Genomic DNA, 15,040 nt, shown 5'->3' on the forward strand with positions numbered 1-15,040 from the left:
GTGTGAGTGGTTAAGCCGCCTTCGGCAGCGCTTCAATCACCCTTTGGCCGGCCAGCGGCGGTACTGCGTTGCCGGCCATGTGCATGGTCAGTCGGTGGTTGTCCGGGTGCAGGGTGTCAGCCGGGAACGACTGCGCGGCCAGGGCCTCGTCGGCGCTGAGCATGCGCATGCGGTCGCCGTCGACCAGCGCCCAGCGGTCCAGGGTGGTGATCGTGCCAATCGGGCGGTTGATGTCGCGCCCGGTGAGACCTGAGCCTTTGCCATAGTAGGGCATGATGAACCGGTCGCCGAAGCGCTCGCGGCCGCTGCGTACCCGCTCCAGGGTGGCCTGGGCCCGACCCGGCTTGTCGATCGAAGACCAGCGCCCGGCGTCGAAGTCGAGGAAACTGGCCGCTGGCACATGCTGGCGCCGGTGCAGCTCGAGCATCAGCGGTGCTTTGCTGCGGGTCAGGACCAGGAACAGCCTTACCCGATGCTGTGGCACGCCGAGGTCGGCGCAGTCCACGACGTGCGGCGCGACCTGGTAACCCAGCGCCTGCACCGCCGGCACCCAGGCCGGGTACAGCGCCCAGTCAGTGAACTCTTCGACGTTCTCCACCCGCGCCGCTTCCGGCCGGTGAAACTCCAAGGCAGATACCACGGCCCAGGCTGTCGAGCGGGATGAATCGTGCTGCGGGTTGCCCGACTTCTTACCCCGGGCCTTCGAGTGGCCCTGGCAGCATGGGGAGGCCAGCAGCAGGTCATGCTTCGGCACTTGCTCCCATCTGGCTTGGTGCAGGTCCTGACAGACGTGTTCGGCATGCGGGTGATTGGCGGAATGCCATCGAGGCCAATGCTAAGCAAACAGGCATCGTTCTCACTGCAGAGGAAGCCTTGAACAAGGCGCTCGGACTAAGCAAGTTGGCGAAGAAGCGCCGAAAGAAGAAGGGCAAGAAAAAGGGCGGCTCGATGTTTCTTCCTGGAAGCTTCGAGAGCAATTCACGCTGTTGAACGTAGTCGCGGTCATCGAACATGCCCAGGAATACGTCTGCGCTGAAGCCGAGCATGGAAAGCGACTTCTTGATGGCATCGGTCAGCGACTTTTTCGGCGCCTCGCCATCGGTGGTGTACGTCGTGGAAGGTGAAATCGTCGGCCTGTCCGGCTCTCCCCAGCACCCGATGAACGACATCGAATGGGTGGAGATGGATGACAGCGACCCGGCGGTCGTCCAGTGGCTGGAGGCCCAGAAGCCCAGCGCGGAAGTATTGGCGCTCGCCAAGCGGGATTCGCTGCTACAGATGGCCGCGATCAGAATCGCCCCGCTGCAGGATGCGGTTGACATTGAAGAGGCCACGGACGCCGAGAAGGTGGAGCTTGTCCTGTGGAAGAAGTACCGCGTAGCGCTCAATCGGGTCGAAGACCAGCCAGGTTACCCGGATAGCATCAGCTGGCCGGCCATCCCCGATTGAACCCGCAGCAGCCAATCACACCACGGCGTCATTTCCAGCGAACTTTTGGTCTCGTCTAGCTTTACGTTTATGTCGAGCTAAAAGTACCCCAAGCAATACGAACGCTGATACCGGTAGGCTAAGAAAGAAAACTAGGCTGAGCAGGAATAACTCTAATGTTTCAAGAGTTTTAGGCGGTATTTTGAAAAGTTTCCTTAATACAACTAATGCCCGGTTAGGTGGCATGGGTTTCTCAAAGTCGTCGAGCCAGAAACGATAGTAAGAAAATGCTTGAGAGATTGCTGCGGCGCCGATCCACAACATTGTTACAATCATGTTAAACGTCGCTAGATTAGACAAATTATTCACTCCTTTGAATTTGACGAGCGGGGGGGAGGGGATCTTACCCTGTATTCATCATCTGTATATAGGATGCCTCCTAAATTGCGGATTGAAGTTTCTTATGGAGAAACACATGCCCATTATTGAGCAGCAACTGCTGCAGATCCTCCCCAAAGCCCGCCCAGTCGCGGGCATTTTTTTGCCTGCACTCAACCGGGCCATGGCGCGCTACAAGATCGACAGCCGGGTTCGTCAGGCGGCGTTCCTGGCCCAGGTCGGGCATGAGTCGGGCCAGCTGCGGAACTTGGTCGAAAACTTGAACTACGGCGCCGAAGGTCTGGCCGCCACCTGGAAGAGCCGATACCGCGGCACTGACGGCAAGCCGAACGCGAAGGCAATCAGCCTGGCGCGCAAGCCGGAAACGATTGCCAACGACGCCTACGCCGGGCGCAACGGCAACATTCACCCGGGTGACGGCTGGCGCTTTCGCGGGCGCGGCCTGCTGCAGGTCACCGGCCGGACCAAATATGCCGGCGCCGGCACCGGCCTGGGCCTGCCGCTGGAAGATGAACCCCAGCTGCTCGAGCAGCCGGAGCACGCCGCCATGTCCGCCGTTTGGTGGTGGGCGAATTTCCATTGTCGTTTTTCATGCATGAAGGCTGCCTGCGTCAGGCGGCTTCCGACCCAAAGCGGAGATTTGGAGTGACCGAGCGGAATTACATTTTAAAACATCGAGTCGTTTGACACTACGAAACGGTTAGACGAATGTTGGCATTGAATTGGATATCAGCTATTACAGGCATTTCGTATCCTTTGAACTATAGATCCGCCAATACAGTGATAATTTCATGGCTAACCTGACCTATCGTCCTGCCAACCCGGATGACGCCTCCCTGTGTATCAAAATCCGAGGGCTGACGCGAGAAAATGCATTCTCACCAGAAGAGTTGCATGCACTTGGCATTACCACCGAATCTTGGAGCACGGGCATCCAAGACGGCAGTTGCCCTGGCTTCGTAGCGTGTGACGATGGCCGGATGATTGGCTACTGTTTTGGAGATCGGGATACCGGCGAGATTGTTGTCCTCGCCCTTCTTCCTTCATACGAAGGACTGGGAATCGGCAAAACGCTGCTTGCGATGATGGTTGATCAACTCAAAAATCAAGGGTTTCATCGCGTGTTCTTGGCTTGTTCCAGCGATCCGAATGTTCGGTCATATGGATTCTATCGACATCTGGGATGGAGCCCAACAGGGGAAAGGGATGGCTCTGGAGATGACATTCTCGAAATAAAGTTAAGTGATTGAACGATATTGGTAATTCTAAAATTGAACGGGATGCGGAGCGTTTGCTTGGGATTGCCACCAACCTTTCATGAACGGCTACTTTGGATCGAAAGCGGCCACCCAAGATTCACTGTCAGCCATTTATTCTAGCTACTCGAATTGATCAAGCCAGTGTAGGACCTCTCGCAGGCTAACCCGCTATTCGGGCGCAGTCGGGTGGCTGACCGACCGAGGGAGGTAGCGGCGCTAAGCACGCGGTGGCTGACTCAGTGGCGTGGAGGCGAATCTTTGCCACTCGCCTTGGCCATGACCCGGAACTGGTAATCGGACACAGCCTGGAACAGCGACTCAGCCAGAAAGCGCAGGGTTCCCCCGAATGGTCGCAGCGTCCCACTATCTCAATACGATGGTACGTGCACTTTTGGCCCCCCCTTGAGGAGGGTCTCACTCCGAAGCCGTGCTGATCGGTAGTAAGACAGGCCCTGTTCGGCCACAATCGATCACTCAGTTCAAGCTGGGACGCACCGCATGCTCACCCCCCCGCGCCATCGGCAACTACCGCTCGATCAACCAACTTGTATTGCCGCTAGGCTAGCGTATTCGAGCGCAGCGCAAGTGGACATGCTCCAATCGGTGGGCGTCGCAATTACTGGTTGCTCATGCGCTTCCTAAATCTGGCTTTGCCCTGTGACCACCATAGTCGTTTCTGCCTGCGGCAACGCCAAGGCGGGCAGTATTGAAGGCAAATTCAACTGCCGCAATAGCGGCATGTCGTAGCCATAAATGTCGGGCTTGAACGTCACCCGCCCCTCGCTGCTCAAGTCGACCGTCCAATAGGCCAACAACACCGGTACCTTGACCGGAAGCTTGATGTTCTTGGTCCTGCCATTGGCCAACTGCTTTTGAATCCCCTCGCTGTTCCAGCGCACCGGGTCGTTGAACAACAACTCGACCAACTGCAGTGGATTCTCCACCCGAATACATCCGGAGCTGGTGGTGCGCACGGGCTTGGCGAACAACTCGCGATGCGGCGTGTCGTGCAGGTAAATCGCATAGTCGTTGGGGAAACGAATGGCCACCTGCCCTAACGAGTTGGTAGGGCCGGCGTCCTGGCGCAGCGTGAGGCCGCGCGCGTTGTACCAGTCGACGTTCGCCGGATCGAGTTCGTTGCCAGCACGATCAAGGACCTTGATCCGGCTGGCCGCAAGGTAACCCGGGTTCTGCTGAATCTTGGGCAGCATATCGTTGACCAGAATCGTCGGCGGCACAGTCCAGGTGGGGTTGAAGGTGATGTAGGTGATCTCGGACTGAAACACCGGGGTGCTGCGCACAGGCTTGCCGACCTGCACCCGGGAACGCCAGATGGGTTCGCCGTCGCGATAGAACGCCACTTTGTAGCCGGCGATATCGACAACGACAAAAGTGCCATGGAGTTTGTAGAGCAGCCAGCGCGCCCGTTCCATGTTCACACGGACCTGATCAATCCGTGCGTCGACAGGCACATTCAGCGCCGCCAGGGTCGCCGGCCCAGCCACGCCATCCACGCCAAGATACTGATCGACCTGATACTTCTTCACCGCAGCAATGACTTTATCGTCGTAAGCACTGCGCTTGCCCTTATGCGGCTCCAGATAACCACCGGCCACCAGACGGGCACGCAACTGTGCGACCACAGCGCCGTCCATCCCCGGCTTGAGTGACTGCCCTTCGGCGACTTTCGGCCAACCACCGGCATCGCGAACCTGACGCAACTGCGCCAATGCCTCACGCATGCGGCTATAAACCGCCTCTTGCGGCGGCGCCTGGGCGAACGCACGGGCCACATCGTGAGCATCCAGGGCAGCAAAGAAACTGTTCACATCTTCACGAGGATCAACACCGATCGGGTCGAAGTTCCAATGAAAATCCAGCCGCGACGGATTGACCTTGCCGCGCCGCAATTGCAGGAGTGCGGTGATGTAGGTGCGGGTCAGCGCGATATCAAAAGCCGCCGTTTGCGCTGGCGTCGGCGCGGAGGCCTGCAAAAACGATTGAGCCTCGGCCAACTCGTCGCCCCGGAAGTCCGCAGGGTTCAGGCCGTCAGCTTGTATGTCATTCAGGCTCTTGAGCAACTGGGTGATATCGCGCCCGTCTGTCCAGGCAGCGCGATAGTTGCGATGGGAATAGAAATCGAGAACAACGCGATTGATGTCCGCGCGTTGATGCTTGCGAGAGGTAATCAAGGGAGGAAATGACGATACCAGGGGTTCAAGCGCGGCCTGGATCCCTTGTCCAACGATGTCGTCAGGCGCTGCAGTCGCCGGATTGACCTGCGCAGATACCGACAACACGATCTGCGACGTTTCACCCAGCGCAGTGCCGCTGATCAGAAAGACCATAAATAAAGCACGGCTTATGACGAATACCCTTGATAACTGCACCTTGGATAATCCTTGAATCTCTCGCAAATCAGAAAGCTAGCGTCCAAACCGCTGCTAGACTCGACATATTCTTGATGAGATTTACATATGGAGCTACATAGCTTTGGCTTTCCACTTACAGCGCTGCTGTTGACGTCGGCCTTCATACCCACAGCCTACGCCGATTCGCTTGAAGTTGCGCTGGCCAAAGCCGCTCCAAATGCCAATGCCAAGGTCATCGCCCTAGCGGTTCGTGCCACCCAATGTATCCGCGCCCAAGGCGCTGCTCCGGCACAGAGACTTGCAGTGATCGATTATTCCCTGCCCTCAACCGAACAACGGTTATGGGTATTCGATCTGAAAAAGCGCAAATTGCTTTTCCACGAACTTGTCGCCCATGGCCGTAACAGCGGCGACAACATGGCCACCCAGTTCTCCAACCAGAACGAAAGCTTCGCCACCAGCCTCGGGCTTTTCCGTACCCAGGAAAGCTATCGTGGCCAGAACGGCTATTCCTTGCGCATGAAAGGCCTGGAACCGGGCTTCAACGATAACGCTTTTGATCGGGCAATCGTCATCCACGGCGCACCGTACGTCAGCCCGGTGCTGGCCCGCGCCAACGGTCGCATCGGCAGAAGCCTCGGCTGCCCGGCAGTGAGACCGGCGATTGCGCATCGGCTGATCGACTCCATGAAAGATGGGCAGTTACTGTTTTCCTACTATCCCGATCAACGCTGGCTGAAGTCTTCTTCTTACATTAATTGTGGGAGCCGCACGGTAGCGTCTTCTGAGAAGGCTACGGAGCGCCAGTAACCCAAGCCCCCGCCTGTCAAAAATGCTTCGCGTCCCCCTATTTAGATTGACAGTAACGTTATACGCCCCATCCCCCGTTGACTGCTTAAACGCACCACCATGGGTGACTTATTCTAAGTGCAATTGTGGGAGCAGAACCCTTCCGCATGTCATAGCGACCCCTGAATTTTCCCAGTTCTATCCCTTCTGCACAGAATGATCTGGATAGGCGTTCTCCGACCAATTGTAAACGTTAGCGAACGGCTGCAATGGGTCGTTAGCAGCCATTCGCGACTGACCATTAACGACCCATAGCTGCCCTTCATGAGGGCAGCCGTTCCGGTGGAGCCGATTTTGAAGGTCTGAACTCAGTGAGTTACAGGTGTGTCTTGAAGAATGGAACGACCTGCGCCATGGTCAGGGCCACTGGCTCCGGGCGGTCATACAGGTCGTAGTGCGACCAGCCTTCGGCAACGAACATCTGCTTGGCTTTTGACGCCGCGCGACCATAGATCTCCCAGCCATCGCGATAAGCACCAAAGGCGCCCGGCTTGTCACCCACCACCAGCAGCGGTTGGGTCAACAGGGTTTCGGCGTGAGCAAAGGCATCCCAGGCCATGGCTGCACTGTTGAAGGAAAACAGACCGCTGGTGGCCCCGTTGGGCTGCTGCCCACGCGATGACTTGTAATAGTCGGTGGCTTCCAGCACATCGATATCGGTCAGGCCTGCCTGTTTACCCGCTTCGACCGACTCCGGCAGGTAGTTGATGACATGACGCGGTGCCCCCTTGGCTTCGGTGGTGCGCTGCTGGGCCATGGCGTTCAATGCCCCCACCGGGTCAAACTGGCTGAATCCCTCACGCATCAAGCGCCCGAAATTCACACCCGTGATCGACGTGAGCGCCTTGATCCGGTAGTCAGTGATGGCGGCGCTGACGGTATACGCACCGCCCCCACACACACCGATGGCGCCGATCCGGTTCGCGTCTACATAAGGCAGCGTCACCAGGTAGTCGATGGCGAAGCGAATGTCGGAGACGCGAATGGCCGGGTCTTCCACAAAGCGTGGCTCACCGCCACTTGCACCTTGGAAACTGGCGTCGAAGGCCAGTACCACGAAGCCTGCCTCTGCAAGCTGACGACCATAGACACTCCCCGAAGTCTGCTCCTTGCAACTGCCAATGGGGTGGGTGCTGACGATGGCCGGGTAGGTTTTGCCCTGGTCAAAATCCGGTGGCAGGTACAGGTCGGCTGCGCTGTCCCAGCCCAGGTTGCGGTAGGTGACGTGCTGGAGGGTGCTCATCGTGTCGTACTCCTGAACCCGGCTCCGGGGCGCCGGGTGTTTGGCAAAGGAAGGGTTACAGGCGGCTCTGAAAGAAATCAGCCAGCACAGAGGCGGCTTCATTTACGTAGGGCTGCTTGTCGTACAGCGACATGTGGTTCGCCCCCTCGATGAGGTGCATGTGCTTGTCGCTGCTGGCAGCTCGGGCCAAGAGATCATCACTCATCCATTTACTACCCGCCTGGGTGCCCGCCACGATCTGCAAGGGCTGAGTCAGGAAGGCCTCGGCTTTGTGGTAGGCATCGTAGGTGATGATCTGCGACAGGCTGCGCGCGGTCATGAAGCCTGGTGCATTGGGGTGTTGGGCGCGAGGGGTGTGGTAATACTCCCAAGCCTCGCGCAGTTCTTCGTTCGGTGCATCTTCTTCGCGCATCGGCGCCAGAGGCAGGGTTGCCAGTCCAGCGCCCTTGGCGTCGCTGCTACGCGCCTGTGAGCCATGCTCGATGTACGGCAGGGCATCAGCATCCTTGACGGTGTTCTCCCAGCCATTGCGGAACATTTGGCCGATGTTGACGGCGCTCACCGTGCCAACGGCCTTGATGCGCCGGTCGTTGATTGCGGCATTGGCGGTGTAGCCAGCGCCGGCGCAGATGCCCATCGCACCGATACGGGCCGGGTTAACGTAGGGAAGCGTGGTCAGGTAGTCGACCACTGCGCTGATGTCTTCGGTGCGCACATGGGGGTTTTCAAGCTGGCGCGGCAGGCCGGTACTCTCGCCTTGGTAGGAGGCATCGAAGGCGATGGCCAGCAGCCCCTGTTCAGCCAGCTTCTGCGCATAGAGGCCAGCAGCCTGCTCCTTCACACCACCGCCCGGATGGGCGACGACGATGGCCGGGTACTGTTTGCCGGTATCAAAGCCAGCCGGTTGATGAATGACGGCGGCGAGCGTGATGCCGTGGCCGTTGAGGGTGGGGATGGTGACGTTATGCATGGTCCTGGCTCCGGTGTTGAGCGTCTGTTTGTTGCTCGATGGATTCATGGTAGGTCAAGGGTTGTCATAGAAAAATATGCAATACTCGACATCAGTCGTCAGGGAAACTGAACAATATGTCGATCAATCCATCACTGCTTCCGGCCCTGGCCTGGTTCGTCCACATCGCTCGCCACCGCAGCTTCACCAAGGCTGCGACCGAGATGGAGATGTCCCGGGCAGCGCTGTCGCAACACCTCAAGGGCTTGGAGCAACAGCTCAACGTGCGCCTGCTGCATCGCACCACCCGCGACATGTCGCTGACCGAGGAAGGCCAGCGCCTGTATGACGCCCTGGCCCCGGCGCTGAAGATGATCGACCTGGCGGTCACTGAACTGGGTGAGGCGCAGTCCTCGCCGACCGGGCTGATCCGGGTGAATGCCTCGCGCATTGCTGCGCGAACCTTGCTGGAACCGCACCTGGGCGAGTTTCTCGCCCGCTTTCCGGGGCTGCGCCTGGAGATGGTGCTCAACGACGGCTTCGCCAACATCATCGCCGACGGTGCCGATGTGGGGATTCGCCTGGGCGATAGTCTGGACGAGCATGTGGTGGCGGTGCCGATTACCCCGCGCATCGAGATGGCGGTAGTCGGTTCACCAGCCTATTTCAAGCGCCATGGCATTCCGCAGAGCCCGGCTGAGCTGAACCAGCACAACTGCCTGGCGTATCGTTTCACCAGCAGCGGCACACTGGACCGCTGGTCGTTCACGGCACCGGACGGGGATGGCCATACCCAGGTGTTCGAGCCTCGGGGCAGCGTGGTGTTCAACGATGACGAGAGCATGCTCAAGGCGGCCATCCAGGGCGTTGGCCTGGTCAAGTACCTGGATATCTGTGTGCGCGAGCAACTGGCGTCGGGTGAACTGGTGAGGGTGCTACAGCCTTGGTGCCCGTCTTTCCCCGGCTTCTATCTCTACGCCCCTACACGTGCGCAAATGCCGGCCAAGGTGCGGGCGCTGATCGACTTTCTGTTAGAGAAGCGATCCCTGCTGGGCTGAAATTGTGGCCGCAGAAACGAAGGAGCGAGTGACTGCTTCTGGCCGGAAGCAGTCATTCGAGGTCGTCGTTGAGTTGGCCCGCCCAAGGAGTCGAACTGCAGGAGGGAATTGTGTGCGGTCGGCAGGACGCCAGAGGAGGGGGCGAAATCAGTTCCGCAACTGAATTATTGCCCCGCGTATTTCGCGGGTTTCAGCGAGGTATTGACGGCGAACTTGCGGAATCAATTTCGCTATAACTTATTGAAATGCAATAGAAAAATATCGGATTGCAAATCCGTCTACGCCGGTTCGATTCCGACCTCGGCCTCCATTATTGAAAGCCCCGCAGATCAAGGTCTGCGGGGTTTTTCGTTTGGGCTGAAAAAAGCCGAGTGTTCCGCAACTCGATCTATCGTGTGAGGCTTACGATCTCGCCGACGCGACGATACACGTCCTGCGTGATCTTCTCTTTCGAGTGCCCCGGCAGCCGGACACGGTCGACCGCGCCCGCATTCGCGCTTCAATTGCATCAGCTCCTCCCAGGTCACTTGGTCTACCTATCTGCGCTTGAGAACGATGCGGCTACAGTTAAGGGATTGGGGTTGGAGCGATGCTATGAATCAAAAGGTCACTTGCAAAAAGTGCGGCAAGGAAACCGAAATTCAATTTCGCCATGACAGTGAATCCGGTGGGCAGGTTTTCAATTGCCAGCATTGTGGCGCCTTGCATATTGAGGAATCGTATTTCAAGGCCCCAGGAGCTCCCGCGCAGTTCCGCTTTCGACTCGCGGATGAGTCTTGAGCCGCTATCGTCTGGTGACTAGCCGCCCAGAGAACCTGAACGCCTGCGGCGCGCGCCGTGCGCCATCCGTCGAGGCCGGCGAACAGGTCGATTGCGGTGGTCATAGCGGTATCTCGTGTTGGTTAGGCTAAAGTCATTTGACTAATAAAAGGAGGGCTGATGATGGAATGCTTCGTATGCAGTGCTGAATCAGAAAAACTTCCAATTCTGGGGGACTGGACTGAGCTGAGGTGTAGCGACGGTTGCGGCCACTATCGACTTTCTGGAACGCTGGAGCGCCTGCTCTCTGTCAACCAGCAGAAGCTTGATGTGGCTCGAACCAGGGGTTGGCTTGAGGCCAGCAGGATTACGCGCCCGATTCCCATGATCACCGACTTAACGGCAATCTACGTTTAAGCAGCTCGCGACAAGTCGGGTGAGTAATCCGTCCACCCGACCATCGGCGCCTTGGTCTTCTTGTTTATCACCGACCTGTCATCGGAATCAGTGATCACACACTTCGCCCTGATGCGCAGGTCTCGGCGCTCACCTGTCTTCCGGGCAAGCGCTATGAACGGAAGGGCATACTGGGGCGCATCAAACAGCTGGCTAAGCTGCTTGACCCTCTCGCCTGCCATGATCGCTGCCGTGCACTCGGCCATGGCCTCATCCCATTCAACCAGCGTTACATCGGCGGTCATGCCGAACACGGCGAATGTGCTCATGGTGATCTCCAGGCAGGCGCCGCCCTCGCCGGGGGGCGTGATTCGTTGAAGTGGGTGATATGCTGCGCCGCTTACCAAACAGGGAGAGTGGTAATGGGCAAAAGGCTGGAGGTCGTGAGGGAATGGTTCACGCCACGCAGGCGCCTCTGGGCAGGCATAGGCCTGTTCGCAGTAACCATTGTTGTTCCGGCTGTCAGTCCAGGAACGAGCGTCAGTTGGCTTGTGGGACCCGCGAGTGTTTTCTTCGTGGGTGGCTTTATGCCTGCCCATAAAGGAAAGCGCTAAGGCGCTGGCGGGCAGCGCCGATCTGGGCTATCGCTTCCATCTCTTTCAATCCACTTGAGGCGCGTGAGATGAAGCAATTACTGCTGGGGGGGGCTGGTGGCGTCGGGCGCGGCTCAGGCTGGGATTCCGCTGCTGAACGCAACATGCCCTGGAAACATTGAGGTCCACGCAGACAAGGGCGGCCCGATCTACATCAATGGCAAGAAAGGCAAGCTGAAGAAGTTCAACGATAACTATTTCGAAGCCAAAGGCAGCGAGGTGACTATCTCGTTGTCGATCAACCCGGATGGCTCGCCTGATGTTTCGTATACGGGCAAGAACAAAGCCAATGGGGTATGCCAGGTTCAGGCGTCTGGATCCTGAGGTGGGGGGCTGCGCCGGAGGATCAGGTCCGGCGGACCTTTAAACCGAACATGCATTCGCTGTCGTGGTACTCGCACCGCTCGTAGGCCATGGGTTTGACGGTGTAGAGCCCCCTTCCTGTAGTCTTTCCAAGCGCTGAGTAGCCCGTGTACGGTGTCTTTTCTTCAATTTACAGGAGTAGATGAATTGCGGGTACAACAACGATGACACAGCCCACTGGGGGTTAGGCAAGCACCCTGGGAGTGCCTGCCTTCCTTGATCCAGCGCCAGGCCCCTGACCAGATGCGGCATGGTTGGAATGGGAGTTGCTTCGCTCCTGAAACACTGATCATGCGGGGTACGCAGACATGTTCCAGGATGACTTCTATTTCTTGAGCTTCGTCTTGACGGCCGTGCTGGCTGTGGATGCAGTGGCCATTTTCGTGTTCCTTCAAGCCAGCGTCTGATCCCCTGACCTGGGTGCAACTGCACCCTCAGTTGGGGCCATCGGTATGGTGGCAATCTGGTTTGAGGCAAGGCATTACGAGGGTGACCCGCTCAAGCGTGGTTTTATCCATTGTGCGCTCTGTAAACCAGGTTGCTGTCGGCATTCGATGGCGTTGTCCTGAGCTTCGCTCCAGCACACCATCCTCTGAGGCCGGCAACAGGTCGATTGCTGTGGGCACAGGGCGCTCCAGGCGCCATCCGTCTATTGGGGTGGCGCACAGAGGCGTGGTTAGGTAAGGTCCGCACTTTTTTTCGATTGGCAGGAGCGCCAGATGAGCAACAGAACACTAATGGTGGCTTTCGGGCTGGCTATCTCAGTGGCATCCACTACCAGCGCATACTGCGCATACGAAACCAGCCAGTTGGTGCTGAAGTCGTATTACATGGGATCGGAAGCTGCCGGGCCGACTCGGATAACCGATCATGCAGCGGATGCTGCCGAAGACAGCGCTAAGGGCTGATCACTGTTCATAGCCAGCTCTTAGAGCTTCGCGCCGATACCCTGAATCCAGCTTTCGCGCTACAGCCGGCGATACAGTGATTTCTTGCGCTGGCGTCGATCGCGCTCTACCTGGTCCATTGCCATAAGCCGCCTCCTTCAATCCGCTGGGCGGCATATGAACATGCAACTGCCGGCGGCGCTGCTGGGTGATCTTCTGGAGGCTTCTCATGGGCGGCACACCTCGTTTGGCGTCTTGTTCGTAGCGCCAGAGGGCATGACCACCAGTAGACGCTTGTTTTCGCGATACACGTCCCTTGGCTGACCAGTGGACGTGGCCGTGGTCGCCGCAGGATGCTTTTGCTCATTTTCACAATCTCTTCTACAGTCGCGTCTCTTCCTCACTGCTAAGGAATGGTGTGATGTCGAGCCCGGTCTTTATTAAAAGAAAGGTACTTTTTGGCGACTGTGATCCTGAAGGTATTGTCTATACGCCCAGGTTTTCATATTTCGCGCTGGAGGCTGTTCATGAGGCGCTGGGTATCTGGCTGGATGGCCCAGGACTCAGGACCCTTATGGGTTTCAATATACTGCCTCCTGCAAGAGCGTTTTCTCTGGAGTTCCTGCATCCGGTCACCTGGGACGACGAGCTTACAATCAAGGTGAGTGTGTCGAATGTGGGGGAGCATTCATTCTCGTTCTCAGTCGAAGGGCGTATTGCGTCAGATGTGCTGGCATTCGTTGCGAGCCTGACGCAGGTGTGCGTTTCGCCAGAGTCGCGAGCAGTCGTGGCGATTCCCCCGCAGCTCAGGGCGCTCCTTCAGTGAAAGGGCTGCAGCGGGGGCGCTAGCCGGGCAAACTCATGTGCAGCAACGGGTATGGCCGGCCTTCGCCGTCCAGGGCAGAGCGGCCGGTCTGGACAAATCCGTAATGCAGATAGAAACCCACGGCCTGGGGATTCTGCTCGTTTACATCGACGCTCATCGTTGTGCGCGCGCTGCGGGCGTAATCCAGTAGCGCACGGCCTATGCCTTGTCCGTGGCGATCCGGGGCGATAAAGAGCATTTCCACGTGGCTTTGATCGAGCCCGATGAAGCCTAGCGGACAGTCTTCAGCATCTACCGCGACCCACAGTTCGACAGCGGGCAAGTAAACATCGCGTAGCTGGGGAAGCAGTGCGTCGATATCGGACGCCTGCAGGAAATGGTGAGTGGCGCGAACAGCGCGCAGCCAGATGTCGAGCAACAGCGGATGGTCTGCGGCAATAGCTTGGCGAATGATCATGAGGTCATCTCGAGGACACTCATACAGTGTCCTCGAAACGGCCCATTATTTACAGCGACACCAGCACGTCACACTGGGACTCGTTGAGAACATGCTTGGTGACGCTGCCTATCAGTAGCTCTTCCAGAGCGTTTTCACCTTGTTTGCCGACCACGATCAGATCGCAGTCCAGTTCCTGCTCCTTCTCGGCGATCCGCCAGGATGGGTCGCCGTGCACCACGATTTGCCGGGCATCGGCCAGCCCTGCGGCCTGGCTCAATGCCGCGAGCTTTTCCACGGCGTCCTTGCGGATGACATTGCGGTAGTGGTTGAGGGTGTCCTGATCGATATGGGCGAACCGCATGCTGCCTTCGAAGGGGGCCTCGAACACGTGCAGGAGGATGATCTCGGCCTGCGGAGCAACGGATTTTGCAAGTTCGATGGAGCGAAGCGATGCTGGCGAAAAATCTACCGGGACGAGCAGGGTACGGTACGCGTCGCGCGGTGCATGCTTGACCACCAGCAGGGGGCAGAGCATACGGCTCAGCATTCTCTGGACGGTAGAGCCCAACAGCAGGCGGCGGGCCAGGCTCTGTCCCTTTGCCCCGCAGACCAACAGGTCGATGCGTTTGTCCTGCACTACACGGGTGATTTCCGTGACCACCGAGCCGGGCGCGACCTGCGTGCCGGAGGCGATGTCATAACGCTGGAACAGCATGCCGGCCAGATCGTGAATTTTCTCTTTTGCCGTTTCGAGCGCGCGCTTCAACAAGTCTTCATCAGGTGCCACCACCTGCTTGAGGCGCTCGAAGGGGGCTGGATTGGCGACATAGAGCAGATCCAGTGATGCATGCTGCGCCTTGCTCAATTGTGCTGCGCGCTCTGCCGCGTTGCGGGCAGAGGTGGACAAGTCGGTGGCAACCAGTACGTGGTTCAACGAGGTCATCTGGGGCTCCTTATGCAGTGCTGTGCACTTGAGTCCAAGGCGTTGCCTTGAGCTCAAGGTGTTGGCCTGTGGTCTATCCGTTCCCTGCTGTCAGCCATCGTCTCGCGAACTGCGCGCAGCGTTTTGATTTGGGTCAAAGGTGGCCGCCAAGCTCCCTTTGACTCGGCCAGCGCAGGGGACAGGGCGCAGGTTGAGTAATGGAATGGAAATTGCTCGT

At 58.1% G+C, this 15,040-nt stretch carries 16 protein-coding genes; 8 read left to right on the top strand and 8 right to left on the bottom strand.

Features of this window, described 5'->3' with window-relative positions:
- Nucleotides 1-10: 10 nt before the first annotated feature.
- Both M2D63_RS17405 and M2D63_RS17410 read right to left on the bottom strand, forming a co-directional pair.
- Complete coding sequence (locus M2D63_RS17405) at nucleotides 11-778, bottom strand: DNA cytosine methyltransferase (RefSeq protein WP_405310471.1); 768 nt, start codon at nucleotides 776-778, stop codon at nucleotides 11-13.
- Nucleotides 741-1,046: a hypothetical protein gene (locus M2D63_RS17410; RefSeq protein ID WP_405310475.1), complete on the bottom strand. Its 306-nt coding sequence runs from the start codon at nucleotides 1,044-1,046 to the stop codon at nucleotides 741-743. Before M2D63_RS17410 ends, M2D63_RS17405 begins: the two co-directional genes overlap by 38 nt.
- Before the next feature lie 136 nt (nucleotides 1,047-1,182).
- On the opposite strand from M2D63_RS17410, the gene M2D63_RS17415 reads away from it, so the two are divergent.
- From M2D63_RS17415 to M2D63_RS17425, 3 genes are all read left to right on the top strand, one after another.
- Entirely contained in the window at nucleotides 1,183-1,449 is a 267-nt protein-coding gene (locus M2D63_RS17415; protein ID WP_285864232.1) for a tail fiber assembly protein, read from the top strand.
- Between the two features lie 454 nt (nucleotides 1,450-1,903).
- Nucleotides 1,904-2,476: a glycoside hydrolase family 19 protein gene (locus M2D63_RS17420; protein WP_285864188.1), complete on the top strand. Its 573-nt coding sequence runs from the start codon at nucleotides 1,904-1,906 to the stop codon at nucleotides 2,474-2,476.
- Between the two features lie 142 nt (nucleotides 2,477-2,618).
- Nucleotides 2,619-3,077: a GNAT family N-acetyltransferase gene (locus M2D63_RS17425; protein WP_285864189.1), complete on the top strand. Its 459-nt coding sequence runs from the start codon at nucleotides 2,619-2,621 to the stop codon at nucleotides 3,075-3,077.
- A 647-nt stretch (nucleotides 3,078-3,724) separates the two neighbouring features.
- Here M2D63_RS17425 and M2D63_RS17430 read toward each other — a convergent pair.
- Nucleotides 3,725-5,434 (bottom strand): murein L,D-transpeptidase, encoded by a 1,710-nt coding sequence (locus M2D63_RS17430; protein WP_285864190.1) that lies wholly within the window; start codon nucleotides 5,432-5,434, stop codon nucleotides 3,725-3,727.
- Nucleotides 5,435-5,563: 129 nt separating this feature from the next.
- On the opposite strand from M2D63_RS17430, the gene M2D63_RS17435 reads away from it, so the two are divergent.
- Entirely contained in the window at nucleotides 5,564-6,268 is a 705-nt protein-coding gene (locus M2D63_RS17435) for a murein L,D-transpeptidase catalytic domain family protein (RefSeq protein WP_285864191.1), read from the top strand.
- 355 nt (nucleotides 6,269-6,623) lie between these two features.
- Here M2D63_RS17435 and M2D63_RS17440 read toward each other — a convergent pair whose 3' ends face one another.
- Nucleotides 6,624-7,550, bottom strand: coding sequence for an alpha/beta hydrolase (locus tag M2D63_RS17440; protein WP_285864192.1), 927 nt, complete (start codon nucleotides 7,548-7,550; stop codon nucleotides 6,624-6,626).
- 55 nt (nucleotides 7,551-7,605) lie between these two features.
- Complete coding sequence (locus M2D63_RS17445) at nucleotides 7,606-8,520, bottom strand: alpha/beta hydrolase (protein WP_285864193.1); 915 nt, start codon at nucleotides 8,518-8,520, stop codon at nucleotides 7,606-7,608.
- 116 nt (nucleotides 8,521-8,636) lie between these two features.
- On the opposite strand from M2D63_RS17445, the gene M2D63_RS17450 reads away from it, so the two are divergent.
- Nucleotides 8,637-9,557, top strand: coding sequence for a LysR family transcriptional regulator (locus M2D63_RS17450; RefSeq protein ID WP_285864194.1), 921 nt, complete (start codon nucleotides 8,637-8,639; stop codon nucleotides 9,555-9,557).
- 1,172 nt (nucleotides 9,558-10,729) lie between these two features.
- Here the strand turns inward: M2D63_RS17450 and M2D63_RS17455 are convergent.
- Nucleotides 10,730-11,041 carry a hypothetical protein gene (locus M2D63_RS17455; protein ID WP_285864195.1) on the bottom strand — a complete coding sequence of 104 codons (312 nt, stop codon included), beginning with the start codon at nucleotides 11,039-11,041 and terminating at the stop codon, nucleotides 10,730-10,732.
- Nucleotides 11,042-11,419: 378 nt separating this feature from the next.
- On the opposite strand from M2D63_RS17455, the gene M2D63_RS17460 reads away from it, so the two are divergent.
- The 3 genes from M2D63_RS17460 (at nucleotide 11,420) to M2D63_RS17470 (ending at nucleotide 13,441) form a co-directional block, all read left to right on the top strand.
- A complete protein-coding gene (locus M2D63_RS17460; RefSeq protein ID WP_353050870.1) occupies nucleotides 11,420-11,689 on the top strand; it encodes a hypothetical protein in 270 nt (89 codons plus the stop codon).
- A 758-nt stretch (nucleotides 11,690-12,447) separates the two neighbouring features.
- On the top strand, nucleotides 12,448-12,636 hold the full coding sequence (locus M2D63_RS17465; protein ID WP_285864197.1) for a hypothetical protein: 189 nt from the start codon (nucleotides 12,448-12,450) through the stop codon (nucleotides 12,634-12,636).
- 400 nt (nucleotides 12,637-13,036) lie between these two features.
- Nucleotides 13,037-13,441: a thioesterase family protein gene (locus M2D63_RS17470; RefSeq protein ID WP_285864198.1), complete on the top strand. Its 405-nt coding sequence runs from the start codon at nucleotides 13,037-13,039 to the stop codon at nucleotides 13,439-13,441.
- Nucleotides 13,442-13,460: 19 nt separating this feature from the next.
- Here the strand turns inward: M2D63_RS17470 and M2D63_RS17475 are convergent, their stop codons facing one another.
- Together M2D63_RS17475 and M2D63_RS17480 are read right to left on the bottom strand one after the other, a co-directional pair.
- Nucleotides 13,461-13,898 carry an acetyltransferase gene (locus tag M2D63_RS17475; RefSeq protein ID WP_285864199.1) on the bottom strand — a complete coding sequence of 146 codons (438 nt, stop codon included), beginning with the start codon at nucleotides 13,896-13,898 and terminating at the stop codon, nucleotides 13,461-13,463.
- 49 nt (nucleotides 13,899-13,947) lie between these two features.
- Nucleotides 13,948-14,823 carry a universal stress protein gene (locus M2D63_RS17480; protein ID WP_285864200.1) on the bottom strand — a complete coding sequence of 292 codons (876 nt, stop codon included), beginning with the start codon at nucleotides 14,821-14,823 and terminating at the stop codon, nucleotides 13,948-13,950.
- Nucleotides 14,824-15,040 lie beyond the last annotated feature (217 nt).

Origin of the sequence: Pseudomonas sp. BJa5 (genome assembly GCF_030272875.2) — a bacterium.
Classification (GTDB): Bacteria; Pseudomonadota; Gammaproteobacteria; order Pseudomonadales; family Pseudomonadaceae; genus Aquipseudomonas.